The sequence below is a fragment of the Limibacillus sp. MBR-115 genome, assembly GCF_040549425.1.
Lineage (GTDB): Bacteria > Pseudomonadota > Alphaproteobacteria > Kiloniellales > CECT-8803 > Limibacillus > Limibacillus halophilus.
On record NZ_JBEPTJ010000001.1, the window covers coordinates 173,647 to 191,682 of the forward strand.

At 56.7% G+C, this 18,036-nt stretch carries 17 protein-coding genes and 1 pseudogene; 5 read left to right on the plus strand and 13 right to left on the minus strand.

Going from position 1 to position 18,036, the window contains the following annotated elements:
* Positions 1 to 2: 2 nt before the first annotated feature.
* The 9 genes from ABIE63_RS00815 to ABIE63_RS00855 form a co-directional block, all read right to left on the minus strand.
* Positions 3 to 1,784, minus strand: a complete 1,782-nt coding sequence (locus ABIE63_RS00815; protein WP_354501893.1) for an alpha/beta fold hydrolase — start codon at positions 1,782 to 1,784, stop codon at positions 3 to 5.
* Positions 1,785 to 1,788: 4 nt separating this feature from the next.
* Positions 1,789 to 2,796 (minus strand): bifunctional enoyl-CoA hydratase/phosphate acetyltransferase, encoded by a 1,008-nt coding sequence (locus ABIE63_RS00820; protein ID WP_354501896.1) that lies wholly within the window; start codon positions 2,794 to 2,796, stop codon positions 1,789 to 1,791.
* A 3-nt stretch (positions 2,797 to 2,799) separates the two neighbouring features.
* Entirely contained in the window at positions 2,800 to 4,041 is a 1,242-nt protein-coding gene (locus ABIE63_RS00825) for an acetate/propionate family kinase (RefSeq protein WP_354501899.1), read from the minus strand.
* Between the two features lie 6 nt (positions 4,042 to 4,047).
* On the minus strand, positions 4,048 to 5,883 hold the full coding sequence (locus ABIE63_RS00830; protein ID WP_354501902.1) for a DUF3141 domain-containing protein: 1,836 nt from the start codon (positions 5,881 to 5,883) through the stop codon (positions 4,048 to 4,050).
* A gap of 91 nt (positions 5,884 to 5,974) precedes the next feature.
* A complete protein-coding gene (locus ABIE63_RS00835; RefSeq protein WP_354501905.1) occupies positions 5,975 to 6,190 on the minus strand; it encodes a hypothetical protein in 216 nt (71 codons plus the stop codon).
* 75 nt (positions 6,191 to 6,265) lie between these two features.
* On the minus strand, positions 6,266 to 6,586 hold the full coding sequence (locus ABIE63_RS00840; RefSeq protein ID WP_354501908.1) for a DUF5676 family membrane protein: 321 nt from the start codon (positions 6,584 to 6,586) through the stop codon (positions 6,266 to 6,268).
* On the minus strand, positions 6,579 to 6,917 hold the full coding sequence (locus ABIE63_RS00845) for a YHS domain-containing protein (protein WP_354501911.1): 339 nt from the start codon (positions 6,915 to 6,917) through the stop codon (positions 6,579 to 6,581). Before ABIE63_RS00845 ends, ABIE63_RS00840 begins: the two co-directional genes overlap by 8 nt.
* A 15-nt stretch (positions 6,918 to 6,932) precedes the next feature.
* The gene (locus ABIE63_RS00850; protein WP_354501914.1) at positions 6,933 to 7,139 is read right to left on the minus strand and encodes a hypothetical protein; all 207 of its coding nucleotides are present in this window, start codon (positions 7,137 to 7,139) and stop codon (positions 6,933 to 6,935) included.
* Between the two features lie 93 nt (positions 7,140 to 7,232).
* Complete coding sequence (locus ABIE63_RS00855) at positions 7,233 to 7,820, minus strand: hypothetical protein (protein ID WP_354501917.1); 588 nt, start codon at positions 7,818 to 7,820, stop codon at positions 7,233 to 7,235.
* A 187-nt stretch (positions 7,821 to 8,007) separates the two neighbouring features.
* Between ABIE63_RS00855 and ABIE63_RS00860 the strand changes: the two genes are divergently transcribed.
* A complete protein-coding gene (locus tag ABIE63_RS00860) occupies positions 8,008 to 8,742 on the plus strand; it encodes a response regulator (RefSeq protein WP_354502876.1) in 735 nt (244 codons plus the stop codon).
* Positions 8,723 to 10,117 carry an ATP-binding protein gene (locus tag ABIE63_RS00865; protein WP_354501920.1) on the plus strand — a complete coding sequence of 465 codons (1,395 nt, stop codon included), beginning with the start codon at positions 8,723 to 8,725 and terminating at the stop codon, positions 10,115 to 10,117. The genes ABIE63_RS00860 and ABIE63_RS00865 overlap by 20 nt, the downstream gene beginning before the upstream one ends.
* Here ABIE63_RS00865 and ABIE63_RS00870 read toward each other — a convergent pair.
* The 3 genes from ABIE63_RS00870 to ABIE63_RS00880 all read right to left on the minus strand — a co-directional run bounded on the left by ABIE63_RS00870 (position 10,107) and on the right by ABIE63_RS00880 (position 14,025).
* Positions 10,107 to 12,401 carry a heavy metal translocating P-type ATPase gene (locus ABIE63_RS00870; RefSeq protein ID WP_354502878.1) on the minus strand — a complete coding sequence of 765 codons (2,295 nt, stop codon included), beginning with the start codon at positions 12,399 to 12,401 and terminating at the stop codon, positions 10,107 to 10,109. The genes ABIE63_RS00865 and ABIE63_RS00870 overlap by 11 nt on opposite strands.
* Positions 12,402 to 12,565: 164 nt before the next feature.
* Complete coding sequence (locus ABIE63_RS00875; RefSeq protein WP_354501923.1) at positions 12,566 to 12,907, minus strand: SHOCT domain-containing protein; 342 nt, start codon at positions 12,905 to 12,907, stop codon at positions 12,566 to 12,568.
* Between the two features lie 357 nt (positions 12,908 to 13,264).
* Positions 13,265 to 14,025, minus strand: a protein-coding gene (locus ABIE63_RS00880; RefSeq protein WP_354501926.1) for an IS5 family transposase whose coding sequence is annotated in 2 segments (ribosomal slippage) — positions 13,265 to 13,692 and positions 13,692 to 14,025 — 762 coding nt in all. Because the reading frame shifts where the segments join, the coding sequence is not laid out codon by codon here.
* 160 nt (positions 14,026 to 14,185) lie between these two features.
* On the opposite strand from ABIE63_RS00880, the gene ABIE63_RS00885 reads away from it, so the two are divergent.
* Positions 14,186 to 14,779: a cation transporter gene (locus ABIE63_RS00885; protein WP_354501929.1), complete on the plus strand. Its 594-nt coding sequence runs from the start codon at positions 14,186 to 14,188 to the stop codon at positions 14,777 to 14,779.
* 89 nt (positions 14,780 to 14,868) lie between these two features.
* Here ABIE63_RS00885 and ABIE63_RS00890 read toward each other — a convergent pair whose 3' ends face one another.
* On the minus strand, positions 14,869 to 16,182 hold the full coding sequence (locus tag ABIE63_RS00890) for an APC family permease (RefSeq protein WP_354501932.1): 1,314 nt from the start codon (positions 16,180 to 16,182) through the stop codon (positions 14,869 to 14,871).
* Positions 16,183 to 16,578: 396 nt separating this feature from the next.
* Here ABIE63_RS00890 and ABIE63_RS00895 point away from each other — a divergent pair, with 396 nt between their 5' ends.
* Together ABIE63_RS00895 and ABIE63_RS00900 are read left to right on the plus strand one after the other, a co-directional pair.
* On the plus strand, positions 16,579 to 17,214 hold the full coding sequence (locus tag ABIE63_RS00895; protein WP_354501936.1) for an RNA polymerase sigma factor: 636 nt from the start codon (positions 16,579 to 16,581) through the stop codon (positions 17,212 to 17,214).
* Positions 17,215 to 17,277: 63 nt separating this feature from the next.
* Positions 17,278 to 17,721 (plus strand): annotated as a pseudogene (locus tag ABIE63_RS00900) (IS110 family transposase); the annotation flags it as partial.
* Positions 17,722 to 18,036 lie beyond the last annotated feature (315 nt).

Consider the following 18,036-nt stretch of genomic DNA (forward strand, 5'->3'; position numbering starts at 1 on the left):
CCTCAGGGCTCAAGCACATAGGTGCCAGGCGCATCGCACAGAGCCTTGTAGCCCTTCTTCGGCGCACCCATCGGCGGCGGTTGGGAAGGCTCGCCAGACCTGCACGCCAGCCAGTTTTGCCAGCACGGCCACCAAGAGCCATCATGGTGGGCAGCGGTACTCTGCCACGCATCCGGATCCAGGTAGTTCTCGTCCTCCTCATGCGTTGCGATCTGGTGATAACGATTCGGTCGACCCTCTGGACTTACAATGCCCGCGTTGTGACCACCATTGGACAGAACAAACGTCACATCGGCTTCGACCAGCATTTGGATCTTGTAAACCGATCTCCAGGGGGCGACGTGATCGGAGATCGTGCTGACCGCGAAGACCGGGACGCGGATGTCGCGCAAGGATACCGGACGACCGTCGACCTCATAGCGGTTGGCCGCCAGATCGTTGTTGAGGAACAGCTTACGCAGATATTCCGAATGCATGCGGTAGGGCATGCGCGTCGCATCGGCGTTCCAGGCCATGAGATCGATCATCGGCGACTGATCGCCCAACAGGTAGTGCCGGACCATCCTCGACCAGATGAGGTCGCTTGATCGCAGAAGCTGGAAGGCGCCAGCCATCCGTTTGCTGTCGAGATAACCTTGCTGGTCCATCATATGTTCGAGAAATGTGATCTGGGCTTCATCGATAAACAGCATCAACTCGCCAGCCTCCGTGAAGTCGGTCTGGGCGGCGAGGAGCGTCAGACTCTTAAGGCGATCATCGCCATCCCTGGCCATGGCCGCGGCACAAATGGCAAGCAGAGTCCCGCCGAGGCAATAGCCCACGGCATGGACCGGTTGCTTGGGAACGATGGCGTCGATGGCGTCGAGTGCGGCCATGACGCCAAGCCGACGGTAGTCGTCGATTCCAAGGTCCCGGTCTTCACCGGTAGGGTTCTTCCAAGACAGGACGAAGACCGTATGGCCTTTCTCGACCAGGTATTTCACCATCGAGTTTTCAGGCGAGAGGTCGAGGATGTAGTATTTCATGATCCAGGCGGGGACGATCATGATTGGCGCGGCATAGGCCTTGCCGCTTGCCGGAGCATACTGGATCAACTCGATCAGCCGGTTGCGAAAGACAACCTTGCCGGGCGTGATGGCGATATCTCGACCGACCTGGAATTCTTCCGAGCCGACCGGGCCTTCGCCACTCTCCAAACGGCGCCAATCCTCCCAGAAATTGGCCGTACCACGAACGAAGTTCATCCCGCACTGCTTGATGGTTGCGTCGACCACTTCCGGATTGGTCATTGGAAAGTTAGCCGGAGAGACCATGTCCAGAAGCTGACGCGTAGCGAAGGCAACGATATCCTCGTGATGCTTCGAGACGCCATTCACCGCGGTCGTTGCGTTGTGCCACCACTGTTGGGTCAGAAGAAAACCCTGAGAAATCGCGTTGTATGGCCATGCCTCCCATGCCTCGCCGGCAAAGCGCTTGTCCTGCGGCAGCGGCTCGATGCAGATTGCGCAATGCGGATCGGCACAAGCCTGCGGGTAATAGTTCAGAAAGCGGGACCACTTTCGTGCCGCCTTCTCGACCAGTTCAAGCTGTTTATCCGGCGACATAAGCAGGTGTTGGCCCCAATCGCCATAGGCCAGCAATAGAGCTGCTGGCGAAACGCCACCCGTCAACCGCGCGATCACTGCGTGCAAATGAACGTCCAGCGAGGGGCGGCCAAGGGAATGAACTCCGTGACCCTTCCGATCCGCGGGGTCCGTAACGATTGAAGGCGATTTCTTCAGCATTGTTTTATCCCGGAAGCGGACAGCAGGCATGCTCTGGTTGAGGCACGCTATTGAAGGTGGCCTCCGCGGGAGCGTCCTTCTTGGGCAACTCTCCTGCCCTCCGATGATGCATCAGGCTCGCAATAGCCAAGGATGCCAATCGGGCGGCTGGCGGATCGGCGCGCGACGTCAACACCACAGGTTTTTCAAGGCCGACCAGGATGCCGGCCGCGACGGCGTCCGCAAGATACTCGAGATTCTTCGCCAAGATATTGCCGGAAACGAGGTCGGGAACCAGCAGGATGTCGACCTCGCCCGCAACCTGCGAAACGATCCCCTTCTCCCGCGCAGCCTCGACCGAGATGGCGTTATCGAACGCTAAGGGACCATCGATCAAGGCGCCGCTTATTTGCCCGCGTCGCGCCATCAATGTCAGACAGGCCGCATCAAGGGTCGAGGGAATGGAGGTATTGATCGTCTCCACCGCCGAGAGCACCGCGACCTTCGGTCGCTCCACACCCAACAGGTGGAAAAGGTCAATGGCGTTCTGAAGAATTTGCGCCTTGGCGTTCAGGTCGGGCGAGATGTTGACTGCCGCATCGCTGATACCGAGCAGCTTGGCATAACCCTTGACCTTGACAACGAAGACGTGGCTGACCCTTTGTCCGGGCACCCGAAGGCCTCTTTCTGCATCGAGGAGCGCATGCATGAGGGTATCGGTGTGAATGTTTCCCTTCATGACGGCATCGGCCTTGCCGTCATGGACAAGCTCGATGGCCAGCAAGGCAGAAGCAGCGTCGGTCTGTGACGGGATGATCTCCAAGTTGGCTACATCCCAATTTGCATCCTTGCAGAGACCCTGAATCGCCTCGGGGTCGCCAATCATCAAGGGCTCGACGATACCCATGCTCTGCGCATCGCGAAGCGTCTCAATAACCAATCCCTGCGCGGCATCTACGACGGCCACGCGGATCGGCTCAAAGGCCCGCGCCTGTTCGATAAGCTCATTCAAGTTATGGAGGTTGTCTGCCATTGATCATGCCCGCCTTGCGGAGAGCTGCTGGTCGAGGACGGACGTTACATGGTGTGCAATCATAAGTTCCTCATCTGTAGGGATGGCTTCGACCACGACCGAGCGACCTTCTAATGAAATTCTTCGATCCCCCTGAAGGTTACGGGATTCGTCGAGCATGATTCCGAGGTAGCCAAGACCGTCACAGATCCTGGTTCGAATTTCAGGCGCGTTTGCACCGATCCCACCGGTGAAGACAAGGTGATCGAGCCCGCCTAGGCTTGCAGTGAGTCCCGCCAGATATTTGCGTGCCTGATAACAAAAGAAGTCGACCGCTTCCTCCGCGGCTTGCTCACTATCCGCGCAAGCCAGCAAATCCTGCATGTTGCGACTGAGGCCGGAAATGCCGAGCAGTCCGGATTGGGAATAGAAAACCTCCTGCAACTCTTCGGCCGTCCGTCCTTTTTCCAGAAGTAGGTAGAGGAGGATTCCAGGATCCAGATCGCCCGTACGCGTACCCATCGTTAGCCCGCCCAGCGTGCTGAAACCCATGGTTGTCTCAAGGCTTCGTCCACCGCGGAGCGCCGCCATCGATGCACCGTTACCAAGGTGGGCGATGATGATCCGGCCTTCGGCTGTCTGATCGTCGTGATGTTGGCGCAGATTCTCCAGAACATACTCATAGGACAACCCATGAAAGCCGTAACGGCGAATGCCCTCTTCCTCGAAGCTCCGGGGCAATCCGGTCATGCGGGCAAGGCGAGGCAGACCTTGGTGAAACGCCGTATCGAAAACCGCCACCTGGGGGAGGTCCGGCCGGCGTAACCGGATCGCCAGAATGCCCGCCAGATTGTGCGGTTGGTGAAGGGGGGCAAGTGGGATCAGCTTCTGCAGCCGTGCCTCCAGCGCAGCGGTGACGAGGAGTGGGCAATCACAGTCGTCGCCACCATGAACCACGCGGTGGCCCACGGCCTGAAGTCTGATTTCCGGCTGGAATTGCTCGACCTTGGAGATCAGAAGGTCCAGAGCCTCGACATGATTGGCGATGCTGTGTGTTTCCTCGAACAGGAGGGTGCCATCTGGATCATGAGCCATGAACCGCCCCTGGGCCAGACCGATGCGCTCCACGGCACCGGACCACAAACGCCGTGGCAGATCGCGATCATCGGCAAAGAGAGCGAACTTCACGCTCGACGATCCGCAATTGATGACAAGGATACTATCCACATCCGCCACCGGCGTTTCCCTGTTCGCTTGACCAGCCATCAGCGATCACTCCGTTACTGAAGGCTTGCCTGAAAGCCCATAGAGGAGGCCGAAGATCTGCTCGTAGCCCTCGTCACGAGCCATACGGGTACTTTCCAACGCCTTGGATACCTCTTCGATAAATTGCTCTTCCTTTTCGAGGAGTGGGTGGTCTTTGGCTAGCGCAGTGCGATTCTTCGCGACTACGTCTGCCATAACGGCGACCCCACGCATCCAGGGATTGAAAGCTTCTGAGAAGAGATACCGGCTGCTTCGCATTGGATGCAGCCATTTGAGCGATTCGGCAATCCAGGGATTCGTAGCCGCTTGAACCCAGGGACTGACGAAGGTGCGATAGAAAGCCTCGCCCGTTTCGGAGACCGCCCGCACCCGTTCAAAGGCTTCGCTCTGTTGCGGAATATTCAGGTCTTCGATCCGTCGCTCTTCGAACGCGACGGAGAATTGGGGCTTGTGACAGTCCGGGTCACCGCTGGGGTTGTTGATCTGCATCTCGTACAACCCCGGTGCCAGCGCTTCGATCTCTTCCAGGCTCTCCAGAATTGCTCTGTGTTCCAGTCGAGCGACCTTGGCTGAGACGAAAATACCAAGATGCCCGACGTGTGGATTTGTTAGATAGACGATGCGCTGTCCGGCCGCTTTGAGATCCTCTGTGTCCTTGTAGACAGCCGGGATCCATCCCAGGGCCTGATGCGGCGGCGTGATGTTGTCGCCGTAGGAGGCAAAAATGATTAGTGGATTGCGGATCCGTCGCAGGTCCACGACACAGTCATCATCGATGCGCAGTTCGCCCCGCTCCAGCTTGTTGCCGATGAAGAGATTTTCAACAATCGCAACGATCTCCTCACGACTGAGAAAGTAAAAGCCGTTCCACCAGCGTTCGAACTCGAGGAAGCGCTCTTCTTCCGAATCGACCGCGTGAAATAGGTTGGCGTACTTTTCCCAAATAGCCTTCTCGGGTTTGAGATTCTCGAAATTCTGCGCCAACCAAGCCCCATCGAAGCGACCACCACCAAGATCTGCAGTGAAGTGAGAAAGCCAGGCGCCGCCCAGAAGGCCGCCGGCTACCCGCATCGGATTGACCCCGGCCTCGCCTGCCCAGTAGGACAAGGGTGAGCCGTTCAGGACGACAGGTCCGGCCAATCCCTCGCAATCGGAGGCCAACAGGGTCGCCGCCCATCCCGCCTGACAATTGCCGTAAAGCACGGGCGCTTTGTTTTGGTGACGGCGAGCGACCTCTTTGACGAACCGGCGGAGCGCATTGTGCACATCCGCCAACGTCTGGTTGGGCTCGGGTTCTGGAAAGAAAATCACGAAGTAGACCGGATGGCCCTCGTGAAGCGCCATACCGACTTCCGAGTCATGCTTGAATCCACCGATCCCCGGCCCATGCCCGGCACGCGGATCAATCACGATCACTGGCGGCTTGTCCGGATCAACACAGTCCTCCCAGCAGTCCTCGCCCACTTCGATAATTCTCAACAAGGCATAATTTGCTGGTTGTTCGAAGCTGCGCGCATCGAGCACCGTCTCGTACTTGAAATCAAGCAGTGGGGGCAAGCCGGCACGTTCGTGCTCCAGCATGTTGTTGGCGCGCCGTCGCAGCGCCTCGTAGAAAAGAACGGTACGCTGGTAGAAATCCAGCCCATAAGCCCAGGCTTCGGAAGGTTGTTCAACCGCCGCCGCCTGGGTTTCCGGCAGTGTTGCCGCCTGGGGGGCGGCTTGAGTTGCCCGATGACGACGCGCACCGCGTTTCGGCAGGACTGGCGGCTTCGCCTTGGATTCCTTCGACGTCCGGGTTACTACGGGGGGTGTCGTTTTTTTCGTCTGGCGTGCCAATGACATCTTCATCTCCTGTATCTCTATCCAATAAGACGGGAACGGTGCATTTCCGTTACACAGAACAAGCCGTCGCAGAGCGCGCCATCGACCGGTGTTACTCAGTTTCGATAAATCCGCGTCTCTGGTATTCGTCGATCGCCAACGTCAGCAGAGCCAAGGTGGCTTTCGTTGTGCTTGAGCATCCAGCGGACACCGTTCCGTCCTTCCACTGGACAGCGATCGCGACGGCTTCAATCTGTCTTAGGTTTTCCAGGCCCGACGAGAAGATCTCAGCCACCGTAGTGCCATGCAGGCTGTGGACCTCGGTCATAATTTTCTCCATTCGACTTCTCTGCCTCGAACTGCAACCTGGTGATCCAGGCGCCGGTTGCCGTCTTGCAAGGTGCTAGACCCACCGCCGGGCGAAGAAATTATAAAGAGGCCCGAAGACCAACGCGACGTACCAGCCGTAGGCAAAGGCTTCGACCAGGCCAAGCAGGAAGCTGGGCCAGGAAATCCAGGTAAAGCCTGGCAGCAAGGGCGCCCAGAGTTGGTTCATGGCAAGTGCCGGAAACCAGAGGTCGAACAGCACGCACAAGACGAAGGTCAAGCTAAGGAAGGACCCCAGACTTAACCCCAAGCCGATGACAGGAATACGCGAAACAGCCGGCAATGAAAGTGGGGTACCTGAACGACTGTGATGGCCACCATATGTTGCTTCACGCATGGGAGTGCTCCAGTTTTGGATGATTTGAATCGCCGCCGTCTAAATAGAGATCAGGAGCGGCCTCAAAGACCTCGCGACATTCTCGCGAGCAAAAATAGTAGACCCTACCGGCATGAACGCTGGGCCTGGCCTTGTCTGTCTCTACCGTCTTGCCGCAAACAGGATCCCTGTCGGTCTTGGGGGGTACCCAGCGGAACTCTTGGGCTTCTGAAACTGCCGATTTACTTCCCGTCTGACCCGCACCATGACCCGTAATGTGTTGACCACAACCAAAGCGCATCATTAGAAAGATGAACCCGGCCCAAACGGCAAAATAAAGTAATGCTTCCATGATCTTCACCTGCCTCTAATGGTTTGCGGGCCCTGCCCAGCGAAGGGTCGTCTCGTTTGGGTCAACCACGCCCTTGCCAGGAGATCGCTCGATGGAAGCTGTAAGGACGGCCTCACAATCCCGGGCCGTAATGCCGTCACGAGCCATCAGGAGCTGGACGATCGGGTCGGCAAAAATTTCCTGAAGAGTAACTTCGCCATCTATTTTTGTTTGCGGTGACATCGTCTTATCCTCCCGTACCATTTGGGGTTCGTTGGTTAAGGGCGCGCGGCATCCCTTGCAGACGACCCCGATAAACCGCGCGCCTTGCCTGCTTCACTCCGCAGGCCGCATTTGACCGTCGTGCCGGTCGACCTCAATACGATGCACGAGTGACCCGTCGAGGGTGACGATGTCAGCAACGATTTTGTCACCATCCACCTCCCTCACCTCTCCAAGTTTGAGCCGCTTGTTGCCCTGCATTTCGAGGCGGTGTTCGAGGAAATGGCGGACATCTTCGACCCCAAGATCCCGGCTTGGCACGACCCTGTTATCCAGATTGGATTTCTCGCCATATCCTGGCGCCATCATGCCTTGGCCCATTTGGCCCTGACCCATCTTGCCCTGGCCCATCATGCCCTGGCCCATCATGCCCTGGCCCATCATGCCCTGGCCCATTTGGCCTGGCGCCATCATGCCTTGGCCCATCTGGCCCTGACCCATCTGGCCCGGCATCATCATGTTCGTCGAACACGGCTGATTCGTCCTTTGGCCGCCCCGGTCTCCGCCCATATGAGCTATCTGCGTCTCCGGCGCCACCTTGACACTGCTGTGTTCGCCGGCGGCAAAACTTGGCTCGGCCGTCAGAACCAAGGCCCCAAGGCCAAGAAGTGCTAGAACTGTTGATTTGTGAAATTGCCTCATGGTGATCCCTCTTGCTTGCAGTGTTCAGACATCACCTATGTAATGATCCTCTGTAACCGATTGATCACAAGAAACCCGCCAATTTGTAACGCGGTGTCACGAGACCTGGGCCGGTTATATTGTGTTACACAGTTTTTGAAGATCGAGGCAGAGCTGAGGGTTAGGGTGCACTATGAATGCATTGAGCGTGGACACCTCGCCTCACCTGCTTGTCGTTGACGATGATGGTGAAATTTGTGGATTGCTGGAGCGATTCCTGACCAAGCATGGGTTTCGCGTCACCTCGGCTCGCGACGGCAGGGAGATGAAGCGCGCGCTTGAAGATTGGCAAATCGACTTGATCATTCTCGATCTGATGCTACCGGGCGATGATGGCTTGACCCTCTGCCGGGACCTTCGCGCAACCTCCCACCTTCCCGTGATCATGCTGACCAATATGGGGGAAGAAACTGATCGCATCATTGGCCTTGAGATGGGCGCCGACGATTACCTGGCCAAGCCCTTCAATCCTCGTGAACTGATTGCACGAATCAAGGCGGTGCTCAGACGCACCTCCTGTGCTCCGGCCCGCGTGTCCCCGGGAAACATAAACAGGCTTTCATTTGCCAACTGGACGCTTGATTTAGGGCTCCGACATCTCATATCGCCGGCCGGCCTTTTCGTCGATCTAAGTGCTGGAGAGTTCGAGCTTCTTGTTGCCTTTGTCCAGCACCCGCGACGCGTGCTTACCCGAAATCAGCTGCTCGATCTCACCCGCGGTCGCAGTGAGATGCCTTTCGATCGCAGTATTGACATGCAAGTCAGTCGCTTGCGCCAAAAAATCGAGAACGATCCAAAGGCCCCCCAAATAATCAAAACGGTGCGTGGAGGGGGCTACGTCTTCACGGAGGTAGCAACAGAACATGAACCGGCTGATTCCTGACACCATCTTCGCCCGGACGCTTTTGGTTCTGCTTATCGGCTTGACGGTATCCCATGGTCTCAGCATGGCATTTTACTTTACCGACCGCAGCAGCGCGCTCCGCTTTACCGGAGGCCAGCACGTCGCCGAGCGGATCGCCACTATCAAGAATATTCTTGATGACGCCACACAGGCCGAGCAGACCCGGATTATCCAACTTGCGAATGATCCAATATTTCGCATCACGCGAAGTGAAATTGGTCCTTTCATCGATGATCAGCAAAACCCTGATTGGCATGAGCGCCTGCTCCATGATGCGATACTAGTCCACCTTGGCGGCCTCGGTGCACAAGACCTCAGGATTCGCCACGTTGAGAGCGCTGTTGCGGCCCCACAGAATGCAGAGGGAAGTGAAACTGCCGGGCCCCCGCTGGCAGGCGAAACGCTGGCAATTTCACTACCCTTGAAAAACGGGCGATGGCTGAACATCGCCACTTCGATCGAAGCATCAGAGAACTTCTGGTCCTTTCGGCTGGCGCTGTCGACAGCAATCATGCTGTTGGCTGTCGTGACCCTCACAGGCTTGGTAGTTCACCATCTGACTCGCCCCCTCCGGACCTTCGCTGAGGCAGCCCAGCAGCTTGGTACTGATGTCAGGGCGTCACCGCTTCCCGAACAAGGGCCCCGCGAGGTCCGTCAGGCCATTCGAGCTTTCAACGAAATGCAGCGACGTATTCGACGCTTCGTCGATGACCGTACTCAGATGCTTGCGGCGATAGCCCACGATTTAGGGACCCCAATCACACGAATGCGGCTTCGCGCTGAGTTCGTGGAGGATCAGGAACAGCAAATGAAGATGCTGGCGGACCTCGACGACATGGGGAAAATGGTCTCATCCTTTCTTTCGTTCGCTAGAGGGGAAGCTACCTCCGAACCCCGTGTCAAAGTTGACCTGAAATCGTTGCTACAGAGAGTTTCAGATGACGCGGCCGATGCAGGACACAGCGTCACGTTTCAAACAGACGAAAAGGTTGAGCCCTATGATTGCAAACCCTCGGCACTTCGTCGCGCGGTGGGAAATTTGATCGACAACGCCGTCAAGTTCGGTGGCGAGGCCGAAGTATCGCTGACGCGAGACAATAAATACATCCTGATCCGGATCGACGATCTTGGACCTGGAATTCCCGAATCGGTGCGGGACGAGGTGTTCCAGCCCTTCCGGAGACTGGAGACTTCAAGGAGCAAGGAAACGGGCGGAACTGGCCTCGGTCTCACCGTCGCCCGGACGATCATTCGTGCCCATGGTGGCGACATAACGCTTAGCAATCGCCAAGAGGGCGGCCTGAGGGCGGAGATTCGATTGCCTCGTCAAAAGTATGCCAGTTCTAGATCTTAACCGAACGCAGACGAAGAGCGTTGCCCACTACCGAGAGCGACGACAGACTCATGGCGGCTGCCGCGAAGATCGGTGAAATCAGGATACCCAAGAAGGGGTAGAGAACGCCCGCTGCAACAGGCACCCCCGCCGCGTTGTAGACCAGAGCAAAGAACAGGTTCTCCTTGATGTTGCGCATGGTTGCCCGCGACAGACGGCGGGCTCGGACAATGCCATTGAGATCACCCTTCACCAGCGTGAAGCCTGCGCTCTCAATCGCCACGTCCGCGCCGGTCCCCATGGCGATGCCGACATCAGCCTGGGCGAGCGCCGGCGCGTCATTGACGCCATCACCCGCCATGGCAACCTTTCGGCCTTCGGACTGCAACTCTTTGATGATGCGTGCCTTGTCTTCTGGCAATACGTCGGCGCGAATCTCGTCAATCCCAAGTTTTGCAGCGACTGCCTTTGCCGTGCGTTCGTTGTCACCGGTCGCCATGACGATTCGGAAGCCTTCCTCGTGCAGCGCCTTCAACGCGCCCAACGTCGTAGACTTGACCGGATCGGCAACCGATACGAGGCCGGCAATCTCCGAGCCAACGATGACGAACATGACCGTCTCGCCCTCGTCGCGCCTTGCATTGGCGATATCGGAAAATTTGTCACCATCAAGGCCAAGATCGGCAACCAGTTTCATGTTACCAAGCGCCACTCGCTTGCCGTCGACAGAACCCTTCACGCCCTTACCGGTGACGGCTTCGAACTCCTCAGCTTTTGCGATAGTGATACCGCGCTCCTCGGCCCCGGTGACAATTGCTTCAGCCAAGGGGTGCTCGGAGCCCCGCTCCAGGCTCGCGGCGAGGCGCAGCACTTCATCCTCGTCATGGCCAGCCTCGGGCATAACGGCAACGAGCTTCGGCTTGCCGACGGTCAAGGTGCCTGTCTTGTCCACAATCAGAGTGTCCACCTTGGCGAAACGCTCCAAAGCCTCGGCGTTCTTGATAAGAACTCCCGCCTGGGCGCCTCGGCCCGTCGCCGTCATGATCGACATGGGTGTTGCAAGACCCAGCGCACAGGGGCAAGCGATGATCAGTACCGCCACAGCCGCCACCAACCCATAAGAGAGCGCTGGTGCCGGTCCCCAGATCGCCCAGGCGATAAAGGCAAGCACCGCGATAGCGATCACCGCCGGTACGAATGACCCCGCAACGGAGTCTGCGAGTTTTTGGATTGGCGCACGGCTGCGTTGCGCGTTTGCAACCATCTCGACGATTTGACTGAGCATGGTGTCGGCGCCAACCCGCTTGGCCTCCATTACAAGGCTACCCGTACCGTTAATCGTGGCGCCGATTACCTTATCGCCCTCGACCTTCTCGACCGGAATGGGTTCACCCGATACCATCGATTCATCGACCGAAGAGCGACCTTCAACCACCAGTCCATCAACCGGGACTTTATCGCCCGGACGCACGCGCAGCCGGTCGCCAACCTTGACACTCTCGAGCGGGATCTCCTCCTCTCGTCCGTCTTCGCGGATTACCCGAGCGGTCTTTGCGGCAAGATCCAGGAGCGCCCGGATTGCCGAGCCGGTACGCTCACGTGCGCCAAGTTCCATCACCTGGCCAAGCAGCACCAGCACGACAATCACCGCACCGGCTTCAAAATAGACCCCGACGTGACCCTCCGAATCACGGAATCCATCTGGGAATATCTCTGGCACAAGCACGGCAACGACGCTGAAGAGATAGGCTGCTCCAACGCCCATGCCGATGAGCGTGAACATGTTCAAACTGCGATTTATCACGGATTTGACGCCGCGCACGAAGAACGGCCAACCAGCCCACAGAATGACCGGCGTACCCAAAATGAGCTCAATCCAAAGCGTCACGCGCTCGCCAAAAATGTCACGGACGAATCCGAGCCCGACGAAAGGACCCATTGTCAGTACCAGGAGCGGAACCGTTAATGCCGCCCCAATCAAAAACCGGCGCTTGAAGTCAACCAGTTCGGGATTCGGTCCCTCATCGGCTGCCGGAACACCCATCGGCTCCAGCGCCATGCCGCAGATCGGACAATCTCCGGGCGCATCTCGCACGATCTCGGGATGCATCGGGCATGTATACTTAGTTCCTTCCGGTTGGGTTTCACGCTTATGCTCGCCGAGCAAATAGTGCTCAGGATCGGCCACAAATTTGTCGAGGCACTTCTGCGAACAGAAATGATAGGACTGGCCCTTATGCGCCCAGCTGGGGTTATCCTGCCCCAGTCGCACCGCCATTCCGCAAACTGGGTCTTTGGCTGTCATGGCATCGGCTTTAACAGCTGCATGGCTGTGTTGGTGAGAACTGTGATCGTGATGATCGTGCTTGGTCATGGCTACCCTATATTGCGGTTTGGTTAATCATCGCATTTGACGGCATTCGACTGCTGAAATTTTGATAAGCGCCGCCAACTCCAAAATAGCAGAAATCAATCGGAAAGCAGGCGCTTTCGCTGCTCGAACTCCTCCTTTTCGATTTCCCCCCGGGCGAAACGCTCGTGAAGGATATCAAGTGCTTTGCTGCGGGATGAGCCTTGCGCTGCGCCCTGCGGCGATCCTCCTCCAAGGGCTCGCACCACAAACAGGATAACCAGGATTACCCCGCCCCAGAACAAAATCATCATGAGACCGCCGGAAACCATGTGGCCCCAGCCCCAATCCCGACCGTAATGCCAGTAATCGGACTGCTCTGCCGATGTTTGGGCCAAAGCCGGTACCGCCATCAAGATAGCAGGCAACGCCATCAAGGTGTTTAGGACTCGTCGTAGCATTTTATCGTCCCTTCGTGGTTCATGCTTTAATGTTGAAAATCAACGCATCCGATGCTGTTCCGGCCTCGGCGTATGGGTCATCATGGGTCATGGCTTTCGCGTGGTTGTTCGCAAGCACTTGTGGTGACCTATCCCATAAAGACGGCACGGAGTGCTCAGCGTTACAGTGCGCAAAATCAACGAGGAAGATTCTGCAAAGCGAGTTGAGTTGGAGGGTGTTTCGATCACTTGGAGCCGATCAATTGCTCCGCCCATTGTGGTTTTTTGGCTTAAACTACGATTAGTGTAAGCGTCCCGCCCGGCATCGGCGTCCTACGAAGGGCCTTAGGACAAAGGTCCGTTCTCTAGGGTCAGGACTCATTGATTGATCCAGAAGATGACAGTTGCCGCGATACAGATTGCTGACATGAATGTATGGGCACATCGGTCGTATCTGGTTGCGATGCGCCGCCAGTCTTTTAGCTTTGCGAACATGTTCTCAATCTTGTGACGTTGTTTGTACAAGGTTTTGGAGTAGTTCCTTGGTGCGGTCCGGTTGGATCTGGGCGGAATGCAGGCTTTGATTTTGCGGGCTTCCAATGCATCGCGGAGCTCGTCGCTGTCATAGCCTTTGTCGCCTATCAGGACTTTGGCATTCGGCATCACCGGATAGATCAGCTTTGCTCCAACATGATCCGATAGCTGACCTTCGGTTAAACACAAAACCAGCGGTCTTCCTTTGTTGTCGCAAAGTGCATGAAGCTTGGAGTTCAAGCCGCCTTTCGTTCGACCAATACGTCGCGGAACAGCCCCTTTTTTGCTAGACTGCAAGCGGTCCGGTGAGCTTTCAGGTGGGTGGCGTCGATCATGACGATTTCCGGTTCTTCTTCGCAAGAAGCCAAGCCGCTAAGAATGCGATCAAACACGATCATTCGTGACCAACGAGCAAAGCGATTGTAGAGGGTCTTGTGTGGCCCATAAATTTCAGGCGCATCCCGCCATCTCAGACCGTTTCGTATGACGTGGATAATCCCGCTGATGACACGGCGGTCATCGACACGCGGTCTGCCGTGGGAGCGCGGGAAGTAAGGTTGGATACGCTCAAGTTGAATTTCGGTCAGCCAATAATGATCAGACATAGGCAGTTCCTCCTGCCGACTTGAATCACACCTTACACAAGATTTAAATCCTTGAAGTTGCAAATGACCGAATTGCGGACAAAGTTGCCTTTCGTGAAAACGCTATAGAGCCAGTTAGTTTTTCCAGATATCTTTGCCGGTATTGATGCAGCGAGCAATAATGACATCTGTGCCTAAAGACTTGGACTTGCGCCGCGCCGTCGTGATTGTGGCCCTGCTCAATCTTGCCTATTTCGGGGTAGAGTTTGCGGTGGCACTTTCCATCGGATCAGTCTCGCTATTTGCCGACAGTGTGGATTTTTTGGAGGACGCCTCGGTCAGTTTATTGATCGCGCTTGCACTGGGTTGGTCTGTCATAGCTCGTGCGCGTGTCGGTATGGCGCTGGCGGGAATATTACTCATCCCGGCGCTTGGGCTTGTCTGGGCGTTGTGGGGCAAGATAGGCAACCCTGTGCCGCCGGAACCGTTCGCGCTGTCCCTCACCGGTGGCGGGGCGTTACTAGTCAACCTGGTGTGTGCCTTCATACTGGTGCGTTACCGCCACCATAGTGGAAGTCTGACGAAGGCCGCATTTCTGTCAGCCCGCAACGATGCTTATGCGAATGTCGCCATCATTCTGGCCGGTTTTACAACGGCCTTTACCATATCAATCTGGCCCGACGTGATCGTGGGTCTTGGTATTGCCACCATGAACATTGATGCCGCTCGCGAAGTATGGGCGGCGGCGCATGAAGAACGTGGCGCGGCAAGCTGACAAAAGTGGGCGTTAGTTGCGTCGCAGAACAAGTCCGCAATGGGTTCTGAGTCGTCGTTCGGCACCTTTGAAATTAATGGGTCCTGACCCTAGTGGCCGCCATGTCCTCCGCTGTCGGTCCAGCGCGACAAAAAAAAGCGCTCATATGCGAAGACTGCGGCGATCATGACGAACGCTATCACCACGATCAGCGGATCGGACTGCAGCTTCATAGCGCCGAAAACACCAAGCACAACGACATCAAGGGCAATGGCAATTATCAGTACCGCGCCATTCGCGGAGATTTCGCTGCGCAGGCGACGAAACACACCCCAATGGACCAGGATATCCATCACCAGGTAAAAGAAGGCGCCAAGCGACGCAATGCGGCTTAGATCAAAGAAGACTGTCAGAATTCCCGCGATCACCACAGTGTAGACCAGCGTGTGCTCACGGATCGGCCCGGACATGCCGAAATGGCTGTGCGGGATCATCTCCATGTCGGTCAGCATCGCAAGCATGCGGGAGACGGCAAATACGCTCGCAATCAAACCCGAAGCAGTGGCGACGACAGCCAGCGCGATAGTGAAATAGAATCCGTAGGTGCCCAGGGCTGGCGCTGCAGCTTCCGCCAGCGAATAGTCCTTGGCGGCGACGATCTCATCAAGCGAAAGACTGGAGCCAACTGCAAACCCGACCAGCAGATAGACCACCACACAGATTGCGATCGAGAAGATGATCGCGCGGCCAACATTGCGGTGCGGATTGACAATTTCCGCGCCGCTATTGGTGATCGTTGTGAAGCCTTTGAACGCTAAGATTGACAGTGCGATTGACGCAGTGAATCCAACAACCGGGATCATTTCCGGCGCGTCCGACACGGGCCTGAAGGCAAATCCACTGGCCATCAACGCGGCGACGCCAAAAACGGCAATGCCGCCGATTTTGAGGAGTGCCATGATAAAAGAAAAAAGGCCGACGGAACGGTTGCCCGAGATGTTGACAAGATAGGCAAAGATGATCAATCCGACACCAAGCACGGGCACCAAGACGTTGACTGCCTCCAGATCGAACGGTCTGAGAATATATGTGCCGAAGGTCCGGGCCACGAGGCTTTCGCTTATCACCATGGACAGCGCCATCAGCAACGAGGCCGCCGCCGCGATCGCTCCCGGCCCGTAAGCCTTTTGTAAGATCATTGCGATCCCGCCAGCAGACGGAAAAGCGTTCGACATCTTCACATAGGTGTAAGCGCTACATCCCGTAACAATTCCGCCGGCAATGAAGGAAAATGGGAACCATGGGCCCGCAAGTTCTGCAATCTGGCCGGTAAGCGCAAAGATCCCCGCGCCTATCATGACACCGGTGCCCATCGAGACGCCGCCGATCAGGGTGATGCTGTTCGCTTCATAGGCGGATTTCATTCTGTGCTCTCCCTTTTCTTGGGCAATGCCAAACATTTTTGAGGCACTTTCCCACCGCGGTTTTATCAAATGTAGCAAGATTATGAGAATCCCCCGAGGCCAGTCGATACAGCAGATAGGGTCACTGCCGGGACCAGCGGCGGATTTCTCTCAATCAAGCTTTGAGCACGGCGGTGATCTTCGCAGAACAAGCGCATCATTGCTTTGGACAAACTTGATCCAGATCAATGCCCGCCCACCGAATTTCCGCATTATAGGCCTAAATCTGGGAACTCAGGATGGGTTTCGGAAAAAGGGTGAATTCATAGAATTCCTGCTTTCTGGTCTGGGTAGATCAAGCAGTTTTCGTTTCCAAATCACCCTGTATTTCAAACTCCGACATAGGAACTCATAGTAATGAACCAAATGGCTTATGAAGTTGTGGAGCAGGAGTCGGTTTTAGAAGCGCCGGGCGACATGTTACGACCAATGACGCCGGTGATAGAAGCAGCACTCACCGAGCACTATCACGATTTTCGCCGCTATCTCCTCCGCCGTGTTGGAAACTCTGCCACCGCGGAGGACGTGCTTCAAAACTTCTGTGTGCGCGTCATCAAAAGCGGGGCGGAGCTGCGGAACAGCGAAAGCGTGGTTGCTTGGCTGTACACGGTACTGCGGTCAGTGCTTACAGATCACTATCGCAGTGCGGCTGTGCGGCGGCGGCGGGAAGACAGCTACGCGTCAGACCAGATGGTAATGGGCAAAACCCATGTAGAGATCAATCTCGAGGAAAGTGCCTGCGACTGTCTTCATAAGGTTATGCCTGAATTACGCTCCGACTATGCTGAGATTTTGCGGCGGCTGGATTTGTCGGACGAGCCCCGTCAGCGAGTAGCCGACGATCTTGGCATCACACCGGTCAATGCAAGAGTTCGCTTACATCGAGCGCGCCAAGCCTTACGCAAATCCCTGAATGCTTTCTGTAACAGTTGTACCGACCACAAACTTCATGATTGTGCCTGCCAATCTGTGCGCAGCCATCAGATTCCGTAATAGCGTCCACAAGCGCCTGTGACGTCTGGGAGCGGGCGATCAGCTTGACAGCCTGCAACAGGAGTCCGAGGGATTGAACGGCAGTTGTTGATCTGGCACCAGCAAAGCCAAGCAAGCCAACGGCTCGAGACGATCCCGGGTGTCGGGGTAATCACGGCCACGGCGCTTGCCGCCAACGTGCCTGACCCAACCGTCTTCAAATCCGGCCGTGAGTTCGCAGCCTACCTTGGCCTCGTGCCCAGACAAAACTCATCGGGAGGCAAGGGCCGTCTCGGGCATATATCGAAGATGGGCAACGGCTACCTGCGCCGACTGCTGGTCGTCAGCGCCACCTCCGTCACACAACGGGCGCCAACCACCGACACCTAAACCGGGGCCTGGGTCAGATCTCTCCTAGCGCGCAAACCCACTCGGGTCGTCACCGTCGCTATCGTCAACAAGACGGCCCGAACAGCGTGGGCGCTGCTCGCGAAGGGAGAAAGTTACAGGGCCGCACCGGCCATCTGATCAAAGAAACAACCTATCGTGGCGAGGGCTGCGATGAAGAGATGCGAGGGCAAAAGTGAGTGATGATGATCAAACGGGACCGCTGCCAGGACACCCCGAGGTGCTGTCAGGGCTTCTAAGCTCGATCGTCTGATTGGGACCCGGCAAGCGGACTTCATCAGGGCCAGCGGTCACATGCACCGCGCCAAAAGGCCGGACACATGACCGCACCCCGCAACGATCGTCAGAAGCTCAAATCAACCCTTGCACAAACGGAGCCACACATGACAGCACCCACGGCCGGGATAGGCGTGGTCTTTTTTGTTTTCGCACTGA

What these genes read in the sequence shown, in the direction of transcription:
- ABIE63_RS00890 (WP_354501932.1), bottom strand. Translation starts at nt 16,182, where the DNA reads ATGAAATCCGCCTATGAAGCGAACAGCATCACCCTGATCGGCGGCGTC.
- ABIE63_RS00875 (WP_354501923.1), bottom strand. Translation starts at nt 12,907, where the DNA reads ATGCTACGACGAGTCCTAAACACCTTGATGGCGTTGCCTGCTATCTTG.
- ABIE63_RS00865 (WP_354501920.1), top strand. Translation starts at nt 8,723, where the DNA reads ATGAACCGGCTGATTCCTGACACCATCTTCGCCCGGACGCTTTTGGTT.
- ABIE63_RS00835 (WP_354501905.1), bottom strand. Translation starts at nt 6,190, where the DNA reads ATGACCGAGGTCCACAGCCTGCATGGCACTACGGTGGCTGAGATCTTC.
- ABIE63_RS00830 (WP_354501902.1), bottom strand. Translation starts at nt 5,883, where the DNA reads ATGTCATTGGCACGCCAGACGAAAAAAACGACACCCCCCGTAGTAACC.
- ABIE63_RS00895 (WP_354501936.1), top strand. Translation starts at nt 16,579, where the DNA reads ATGAACCAAATGGCTTATGAAGTTGTGGAGCAGGAGTCGGTTTTAGAA.
- ABIE63_RS00845 (WP_354501911.1), bottom strand. Translation starts at nt 6,917, where the DNA reads ATGGAAGCATTACTTTATTTTGCCGTTTGGGCCGGGTTCATCTTTCTA.
- ABIE63_RS00855 (WP_354501917.1), bottom strand. Translation starts at nt 7,820, where the DNA reads ATGAGGCAATTTCACAAATCAACAGTTCTAGCACTTCTTGGCCTTGGG.
- ABIE63_RS00850 (WP_354501914.1), bottom strand. Translation starts at nt 7,139, where the DNA reads ATGTCACCGCAAACAAAAATAGATGGCGAAGTTACTCTTCAGGAAATT.
- ABIE63_RS00815 (WP_354501893.1), bottom strand. Translation starts at nt 1,784, where the DNA reads ATGCTGAAGAAATCGCCTTCAATCGTTACGGACCCCGCGGATCGGAAG.
- ABIE63_RS00885 (WP_354501929.1), top strand. Translation starts at nt 14,186, where the DNA reads ATGACATCTGTGCCTAAAGACTTGGACTTGCGCCGCGCCGTCGTGATT.
- ABIE63_RS00840 (WP_354501908.1), bottom strand. Translation starts at nt 6,586, where the DNA reads ATGCGTGAAGCAACATATGGTGGCCATCACAGTCGTTCAGGTACCCCA.
- ABIE63_RS00870 (WP_354502878.1), bottom strand. Translation starts at nt 12,401, where the DNA reads ATGACAGCCAAAGACCCAGTTTGCGGAATGGCGGTGCGACTGGGGCAG.
- ABIE63_RS00820 (WP_354501896.1), bottom strand. Translation starts at nt 2,796, where the DNA reads ATGGCAGACAACCTCCATAACTTGAATGAGCTTATCGAACAGGCGCGG.
- ABIE63_RS00825 (WP_354501899.1), bottom strand. Translation starts at nt 4,041, where the DNA reads ATGGCTGGTCAAGCGAACAGGGAAACGCCGGTGGCGGATGTGGATAGT.